This is a genomic window from Bacteroidota bacterium (assembly GCA_030017895.1).
Classification (GTDB): Bacteria; Bacteroidota; Ignavibacteria; order UBA10030; family BY39; genus JASEGV01.
On sequence record JASEGV010000108.1, the window covers coordinates 1 to 8,286 of the forward strand.

8 protein-coding genes are annotated in these 8,286 nt (G+C 41.0%); 7 read left to right on the forward strand and 1 reads right to left on the reverse strand.

Annotated features, from left to right (window positions below; translation table 11 throughout):
• Positions 1-298: 298 nt before the first annotated feature.
• From sdhC to hemG, 7 genes are all read left to right on the forward strand, one after another.
• Positions 299-721: a succinate dehydrogenase, cytochrome b556 subunit gene (gene sdhC / locus QME58_13515; GenBank protein ID MDI6804833.1), complete on the forward strand. Its 423-nt coding sequence runs from the start codon at positions 299-301 to the stop codon at positions 719-721.
• Between the two features lie 49 nt (positions 722-770).
• Positions 771-1,124 carry a succinate dehydrogenase, hydrophobic membrane anchor protein gene (gene sdhD, locus QME58_13520; GenBank protein MDI6804834.1) on the forward strand — a complete coding sequence of 118 codons (354 nt, stop codon included), beginning with the start codon at positions 771-773 and terminating at the stop codon, positions 1,122-1,124.
• Positions 1,125-1,170: 46 nt separating this feature from the next.
• Complete coding sequence (sdhA, locus tag QME58_13525; protein MDI6804835.1) at positions 1,171-2,919, forward strand: succinate dehydrogenase flavoprotein subunit; 1,749 nt, start codon at positions 1,171-1,173, stop codon at positions 2,917-2,919.
• A gap of 11 nt (positions 2,920-2,930) precedes the next feature.
• Positions 2,931-3,629: a succinate dehydrogenase iron-sulfur subunit gene (locus QME58_13530; GenBank protein MDI6804836.1), complete on the forward strand. Its 699-nt coding sequence runs from the start codon at positions 2,931-2,933 to the stop codon at positions 3,627-3,629.
• Positions 3,630-3,776: 147 nt separating this feature from the next.
• Entirely contained in the window at positions 3,777-4,823 is a 1,047-nt protein-coding gene (gene hemE / locus QME58_13535; GenBank protein ID MDI6804837.1) for a uroporphyrinogen decarboxylase, read from the forward strand.
• Position 4,824: 1 nt separating this feature from the next.
• Positions 4,825-5,805 carry a ferrochelatase gene (hemH, locus tag QME58_13540; GenBank protein ID MDI6804838.1) on the forward strand — a complete coding sequence of 327 codons (981 nt, stop codon included), beginning with the start codon at positions 4,825-4,827 and terminating at the stop codon, positions 5,803-5,805.
• A 41-nt stretch (positions 5,806-5,846) separates the two neighbouring features.
• The gene (gene hemG, locus QME58_13545) at positions 5,847-7,241 is read left to right on the forward strand and encodes a protoporphyrinogen oxidase (protein MDI6804839.1); all 1,395 of its coding nucleotides are present in this window, start codon (positions 5,847-5,849) and stop codon (positions 7,239-7,241) included.
• Between the two features lie 133 nt (positions 7,242-7,374).
• Here hemG and QME58_13550 read toward each other — a convergent pair whose 3' ends face one another.
• On the reverse strand, positions 7,375-8,226 hold the full coding sequence (locus QME58_13550) for a T9SS type A sorting domain-containing protein (GenBank protein MDI6804840.1): 852 nt from the start codon (positions 8,224-8,226) through the stop codon (positions 7,375-7,377).
• Positions 8,227-8,286 lie beyond the last annotated feature (60 nt).

Consider the following 8,286-nt stretch of genomic DNA (forward strand, 5'->3'; position numbering starts at 1 on the left):
GTGAAGTGGCTATACTGGTAAATGAATACAAGGATGCAGGCTATTATGATGTAACTTGGGATGGTGCAAATATTACAAGCGGAGTATTTTTCTATAAACTCGCCGCAGGTAATTTTACAAGCATTCGTAAAATGCTGCTCACAAAGTAAATTATAATACTACAAGTAGCCGGCTTCATCTGAACATCATACACTCACAGTTCTTGGAGCCGGTTTTTTTATATATCTTGCTTTTTTAAATTAACTTTCCTAAATTTCACACGTCATTTTAAAATTTTCCCATCAAAGGAGTTTGACTTATGAATTTTTATCAATCAGGTTGGACTAAAGTTTTAACAACCTACCATCGCTTTGCGGGCAGTTGGGCTTGGATACTTCACCGCATCAGTGGGTTGGCTCTTACTGCTTACATCTTCATGCATATCATTGCATTATCAAATTTACAGAAACACAAAATCGACCGCGGAAAGGCTTTCAACGAAGAAATGGCTCTCTTCTCATCTCCATTTTTCTTGGTAATCGAATGGCTCCTCTTCGCATTCGTTTTGTATCATACATTAAACGGAATCCGAATCGTGCTAGTTGATTTCGCCAACGGCGCCCGCTACCATAAGCAACTTCACTACGCTGTTGTAACGATTGGTATCATCGCATTCTTAGCGATGGGATATGTGATTTTCAGTCATCAAGTAAATAATTCAGTAGCTGTGTTGTTTCGATAAAATCATAATGATTAGAATTTAGGATAAAGTTTTATTAAAGGAAATATTTATGCCGTATAAACATTTAGGTTCACGAAATTCAGGCGCCCCCGGGTGGCTGTTTCAACGCATAACAGGTATTGTTCTGATAGTAGCAATGGTCGGTCATTATATTCTAATGCACTACACTCCGACATCGGGACATTCATTTGCTTCGACTTTGGAACGCATGCAAAATCCGCTCTGGAAAGTTTTTTATTTGTCGTTTGTTGTTGTGGGAATTTACCACGGCTTGAACGGAGTCTGGGGAGTTGTGCGCGATTTTAAAATGAAAAGATGGTTGAGTATGACGATTCTCGGTGCGATGATTATTTTGGGCATCGCCTTTGCAGTTTTCGGATTTATGAATGTGTTGGTATTTTAGATTTTAGAATGAAACAAAAAAGAAATTAATAAAAGAAAAAACAATTATGGTTCACAAACACGATGTACTAATAGTCGGCGCCGGACTTGCCGGATTACGTGCCGCAGTTGAATTATCAGGCAAAGCCAATGTTGCAGTGCTTTCAAAAGTTCTTCCAACACGCTCGCACTCTGGTGCCGCTCAGGGCGGAATTGCTGCTGCTCTTGGTAACGAAGAAGAAGACCACGTCGAGTGGCACATATTCGATACTGTAAAAGGGAGCGATTATTTAGGAGATCAAGATGCAATCGAGATGATGGTATCGGAAGCTCCTGAAGTAATTATCGAACTTGAACACATGGGGGTGCCGTTCAGCAGAACAAAAGATGGGAAAATTGCACAACGGCAGTTCGGCGGCCATACCCGTCCGAAAATCGGTGCCGACGGAAAAGAAACCCGCGTTGCAATTCAACGCGCTTGCTATGCTGCCGACAGAACCGGCCACGTTATTCTGCACACTTTGTATGAACAATGCGTAAAGCACAATGTGCATTTTTATTCCGAGTATTATGTTGTTTCGCTTATTGTAAAAGATGGGGTCTGCCGCGGGCTGGTTGCTTTCGATATTCAAACCGGCGAGCTGCATACGTTTCACGCTAAGGCAGTGATGTTCGGAACCGGCGGTTACGGAAGAGCCTGGAAAATTACCTCGAACGCGTATGCAAATACCGGCGACGGAGTTGCGATTGCGTATCGTGCCGGTATTCCGTTAGAAGATATGGAGTTTGTTCAGTTCCATCCAACAGGACTTTGGAAGTTAGGAATTTTAGTAACCGAAGGGGCGCGAGGCGAAGGTGGATATCTCAAAAATAAAGCCGGTGAACGATTTATGCAACGATATGCACCTACAGTTATGGAACTTGCACCGCGCGACATGGTAACCCGATCGATCACGACTGAAATTTTAGAAGGACGCGGGATAGATGGAAAAGATTATGTTCATCTCGACCTTACACACGTCGGCGAAGCGGCACTAAAGGAAAAATTGCCAGAAATAATTGGGTTTGCTAAAACTTATGTTGGTGTGGACCCTGTAAAGGCTCCGATACCGATTCAACCGACAGCACACTACTCGATGGGCGGAATTCCAACTTCCCTTTTCGGTGAAGTTTATTTAGATGAGAAGGGGACAATTCTTACCGGCTTCTATGCTGCTGGTGAATGTGCCTGCATCAGTGTTCATGGCGCCAATCGTTTAGGAACTAACTCGCTATTAGATGGCGTAGTTCACGGTCGCAGAACAGGAAAACAAATTGCAAAGTTTTTACAAACTGCTGAGTTCAGTGATTTACCGGAAAATGCCGATAAACAAGACCGTGCTCGTTTTGATGAATTGTTCGCCTCTACAAATTTCAAAGAATCGTATCATCACATTAAAGACACTCTGCGCGATAATATGATGACAAAAACTGGCGTTTACCGAAACGAAAAAGATTTGAAAGAAATGAAACGGATAATTCGTGAACTCCGCGAAAAATATAAAAATGTTGGTTTACGGGATAAGAGTAGAAATTTTAACACCGAATTAATGGAAGTTTTAGAGTTAGGTCATTTACTCGAGTTTTCAGAAGTTGTTGTCGAAGGTGCGATTGCCCGTCAGGAATGCCGCGGCGCTCACTGGCGTACCGACCATCCGAAACGCGACGACGAAAACTGGATGAAACATACTTTTGCTTTCAAGACAGATAAAGGCGTTGAATTAAAATACAAACCGGTTACAGTTACAAAATATCAACCGATGGAAAGAAAATATTAATAGGCACAATTATGCAAGTAACATTTTCAATACAAAGATACGATTCATCTAAAGACACAAAACCATATCGGCAGAAATTCAAATTAGAAGTTGAACCGACCGACAGAATTCTCGATTGTCTCGACCGCATCAAGTGGGATTTCGAAGGAAGTTTAACATATCGCCGCTCATGCTCTCACGGAATTTGCGGTTCGGACGCAATCAACATAAACGGCAAAAATATGCTCGCTTGCCAGATTTTGATACAGGATATTAAGAAAAAATTTATTCGCATCGACCCGATTCCCGGAATGCCTATCATAAAAGATTTGGTTGTTGATACAACCGATTTCTTTACAAAGTACGAAGTAGTGAAACCATATCTGATTGCAAAAAATCCGCCTCCCAAAGAGCGTTACCAATCGCAAGCCGACCGCGCTGTGATTGATGAATCTGTTAATTGCATATTGTGCGGTGCCTGCACAAGCTCCTGCCCTTCGATGTGGGGAAACCCGAATTATTTAGGTCCGGCGGCTATGCTCAAAGCTTACCGCTTCGCATTCGACAGCCGCGACGAAGCCCCCGCCGAACATTTGGAAGCAATCGACACAAGCGACGGTGTTTGGCGCTGCCACACAATTTTTAACTGTGTAGAAGCCTGCCCGAAAGAAATTAATCTAACCTGGCACATCTCACAACTTAAAAAGAAAATGGTGGAAAGAGAGTTGTAAGAGTATGTAGTATGTAGTATGTCGTATCGAGTATGTAGATGCCCTGATTCCGAAGCATTCGGGAGCGGGGCTTTTTTTGTTTAACTCCCCCTAATTTTCTATATTTAATCCGCCAAAAACAATATTCTAAAATTAAAACTAAATATGATTTTACAAAACGATTTATTCTTAAAAGCATGTAAACGACAACCAACCGAGCGTACGCCAGTTTGGATTATGCGCCAAGCTGGAAGGTATTTACCTGAATACAGAGCAGTCCGTGCAAAGACGGATTTTCTCACGCTTTGCAAAACTCCCGAGCTTGCCGCCGAAGTTACAATTCAACCCGTTGATATCATTGGGGTTGATGCGGCGATTATTTTTTCAGATATACTCGTTATTCCAGAAGCAATGGGAATGGAACTAATTGTAGAAGAAGGCAAAGGCGGACCTCGATTTCCATCACCCATCCGATCATCTTCTGAAATTGAAAAATTGTCTATCCCCGACCCTTACGATAAATTAAAATACGTAATGGATGCTTTGAGTTTAACAAAACAAAATTTGGCTGGACGTGTTCCTCTAATCGGATTTGCGGGTTCCCCCTGGACACTGGCAACTTATATGGTTGAAGGAAGAGGGAAGCAGGAATTTAAAATCATTACCGAACTGATAAATGAACGACCAAAAGATGCTCACAAACTTTTGGATAAACTCGCCCGCTCAGCCGCTGATTATTTGAGTGCACAAATTGAATCGGGAGCTAATGCAGTTCAGATATTCGACACGTGGGGCGGGATTCTTCCGCAAGAACAATTCGAAGAATTTTCTCTGCGTTACATTCAGCAAATTGTTTCAAGCATCAAACGCAAAGATGAACCGGTGATTGTTTTCTGCAAAGATTGCTGGCACTCGCTTGAAGCAATTGCAAATACGGGGTGCGATGTTGTAGGTTTAGACTGGACAATAGATATCGGTGAAGCGCGAAAATTAGTCGGCGATAAAGTTGCACTTCAGGGGAATATGGATCCTCACAAGCTTTACGAAGATGAGGAAAAGATACGCGGTGAAGTAAAGGCGATACTTGAAAAATTCGGCCAAGGCAGCGGACACGTTTTCAATTTAGGTCATGGTATTCTGCCCGATGTTCCTGTCGCACATGCAAAGGCGTTTGTAAATGCAGTAAAAGAAGAGAGTGTTAAATACCATAAGTAGAATGGATAATAAAAAAACGGCAGTAGTTTTATTTCAACTTGGAGGTCCTGATTCGCTGGATGCTGTGAACGACTTTTTGTACAATTTGTTTTGCGACCCTGACATTTTCGATTTTCCTTTAGCATTTCTTCTGCGTAAACCATTAGCAGCAATGATTTCACAATCGCGGGCACGCGTAGTTAAACATCATTACATCACCATCGGCAGTAAATCTCCCATACTCGAACTCACTCGCCTACAAGCCGATGCACTCGAAACCGAACTCCGCAAACATATAGATGCAAAAGTTTTCGTTGCCATGCGCTATTTTTCACCGACAATTGAATCGGCCGTTACAAGTTTGTCAAAATCGGATTTTGACCGGTTCGTTTTGCTTCCTCTTTATCCCCAATTCTCTAAAACAACTTCAGGTTCCAGTTTTAATGAATGGAAGCGGCAGTGTAAAAAAATAAAATTTCAGCCCAACAAGGAAATATTTATAAATAACTTCTACGATAGCGATTTATATATCGATTCGTTAGTCGGTCAGATAAATAACACATTTGAGAAGTTTGCTAACATCCCCGCAAAGGATATTCACATCGTCTTTAGTGCACACGGTGTTCCCGAAAGTTTAATAGCAGCGGGCGACCCGTATAAAAGTCAGACCGAACGCACTGTTGAATTAGTTGCCCAGCGTGGTAAGTGGGAATCGCCGCACACGTTGTGCTATCAAAGCAAGGTCGGACCTATGAAGTGGCTGCAGCCGACTTTACAGAGTACAGTCAAAAAAATAGCAGGAACGGGCACGCGATATATGTTAGTAGTTCCAATTTCATTCGTATGCGATCACATCGAAACCTTACACGAAATTGATATCCAGACGCGCGAATTGGCTGAGAGTCTTGGCGTGAAGCAATTCGAGATGATGCCGGCACTTAATGCAAATGCAAAATTTATATCAGCACTACAAGAATTGGTATTAAAGGCAGCATTTGCATAAATTCGAAGCACAAATCTCGAAATACTAAACAAATCCAACAGATGAACTCAACCCAAACTAAAAAACATGTTGCCGTTATCGGAGCTGGAATATCAGGATTAACCACTGCATTCTGGCTTCAACAAAAAGGAATCGACGTAACAGTTCTCGAAAAAGATTCTGAAGTCGGCGGAACGATGAAAACAACTAATGAAAACGGCTGGCTCGTTGAATGCGGACCAAACAGCGCACTCGAAACAACTCCGCTCTTCAACCAATTATTTTCCGACTTGGGAATTCTTGACGAACGCATTTACGCTAGCGAGTCATCAAACAAGCGATATATACTCAGAGATAATATTTTGCATCCGTTGCCGATGAATCTGGCCGCATTTCTTAAAACAAAACTATGGAGCGTGAAAGGAAAACTACGATTACTAAAAGAACCATTTATAGGTCGCGCGGAGAAGGAAGAATCCATAGCAGAATTTGTTGAGAGAAGACTTGGTCGGGAATTTTTAGATTATGCTATCAACCCGTTTGTTGCAGGAGTTTATGCCGGCAATCCGGAAGACCTTTCGGTCCGTTCTGCATTTCCAAAACTTTACGCACTCGAAGAAAAATACGGCGGACTGATCAAAGGAATGATAAAAGGACGCAAGGAACGAAAGCAGCGCGCGGAGAAAGCAAAAGATTCGGCAAAAATGTTCTCGTTTAAAAACGGGATGCAAACACTACCGAGAGTATTGAGCAAAGCGCTTGGAGAAAAGATTAGGCTTAATGCCAATGTTATCAATACAATTCCTACTAAGATTGGCGACAGAAGAATTTACGTTACAACATATCAGCATAACGGAGAAAATAAAAGCATCGAAAGCGATGCAGTCGTCCTCGCTGTTCCCTCTTACACAGTATCCAAAATAATAGAACCGATTGATCCCGGAACTTCGAAAGTTCTGAACTCAATCTATTATCCTCCTGTTGCGGAAATTGTTACCGGTTATAAGTTGGAAAAGATAAAAAGAGATTTAGATGGATTCGGGTATTTAATTCCCACTAAAGAGAAAAGAAAAATTTTAGGAACTATTTGGTCATCCACAATTTACCCGAACCGCGCACCGGAAGGTTATGTTTCTTTCACGACTTTTGTTGGCGGTTCTCGCAATCCAGAAATGCTGGATAATGATGACGATAAAATTTTAGATTTCACAAACTCGGAACTTAAATCTATAATAGGGATAGAAGGTGAACCTGACTTTGTAAAGATAATGAGATGGGATAAAGCTATACCGCAATACAGGCTTGGTTATTATAAAACGATAGAGACAATAGAAAGATTTGAGCAAAACTTCCCCGGTGCATTCGTATGTAGCAACTACCGCGGTGGTATTGCGGTTGGAGATTGTGTGATGAGTGCGGATAAGATAGTATATGGAATAATTGAGTTTTTAAAATAAAAGATTTAATTTAACTAACTTATTTTCATTTTTTCTACACACCCCATTGCCCCCTCCTTCGACTTCGCTCAGGACAAGTCTCGAGAGGGGACGCTTGGGGCGCGTATCGGATAAGGGGTGTGTTGGAAGACAGTTATCTTACTAGCAGCATCTTCTTCGTCGAAATAAAATTCCCAGCTCGCAACACATAGTAATACACACCGCTCGATAAATTGGAAGCATCGAAACTCACTTCATAGTATCCCGGTTTTTTGTCCTCATTAATAAGCGTTGTAACTTCCTGTCCGAGCAAGTTGTAAATTTTCAACGTTACCCAATTGTTAGTTGACAGTTTTCCGTCCCGATTAAGCGGAACGGAATAATTAATCATTGTTGATGCATTAAAAGGATTAGGATAATTCTGATAGAGCATAAAATCAGCAATATTTTCATTAATATCTTTTACATCTGTTAATGATGTGTCAACAAAATATTTATAATTAGCAGTATTTGTAAGCATTGGAAGCTTATAAATTATTTCAAAAGCATCACCCTCATTAACATGATACTCCAAAGCATCAGATTCTTTTGCTTGGATAAACATAGGATCATCAATAGTGTTTAGGGTCTGTATTGCTCTAGCAAATTCCCTCTTAAATGCTTTTGGAGGAGGACCTCTATCATTAGCTATTAACATACGTATGTGTCTAGGGGTTCCATCAGCATAAGAACTATCAACAATAGTCCAACCAGCGCCACCTATTGAATCATAAGGTGCGTAATGTATTTTAACTCCTGTACTGCTATCTGTATCTGCTTCTCTTAAGCCTATTGTTCCATGGGTTTTTGCGAATAAATCATTTTTTGCTTCCAAATATTTATCAAAAAAATCTTGTGAAGGAAGATTATTATGATAGACTCTTAAAGGCAAATCCTCATCACGAAACCTTTTCAATATCCCTCTTCTATTTGGTGTCGCAAATTGTAACGTATTAATAATCTCCATTATATTATGGGCATCTCTAAAAATTAGTTTTGACGAAAATATTTATTTGCATTTGAAAAA

Bases quoted from the DNA above. Each gene is read 5' to 3' on its own strand.
- QME58_13550 (MDI6804840.1), bottom strand. From the start codon at position 8,226: ATGGAGATTATTAATACGTTACAATTTGCGACACCAAATAGAAGAGGG.
- hemH (MDI6804838.1), top strand. From the start codon at position 4,825: ATGGATAATAAAAAAACGGCAGTAGTTTTATTTCAACTTGGAGGTCCT.
- sdhA (MDI6804835.1), top strand. From the start codon at position 1,171: ATGGTTCACAAACACGATGTACTAATAGTCGGCGCCGGACTTGCCGGA.
- QME58_13530 (MDI6804836.1), top strand. From the start codon at position 2,931: ATGCAAGTAACATTTTCAATACAAAGATACGATTCATCTAAAGACACA.
- sdhC (MDI6804833.1), top strand. From the start codon at position 299: ATGAATTTTTATCAATCAGGTTGGACTAAAGTTTTAACAACCTACCAT.
- sdhD (MDI6804834.1), top strand. From the start codon at position 771: ATGCCGTATAAACATTTAGGTTCACGAAATTCAGGCGCCCCCGGGTGG.
- hemG (MDI6804839.1), top strand. From the start codon at position 5,847: ATGAACTCAACCCAAACTAAAAAACATGTTGCCGTTATCGGAGCTGGA.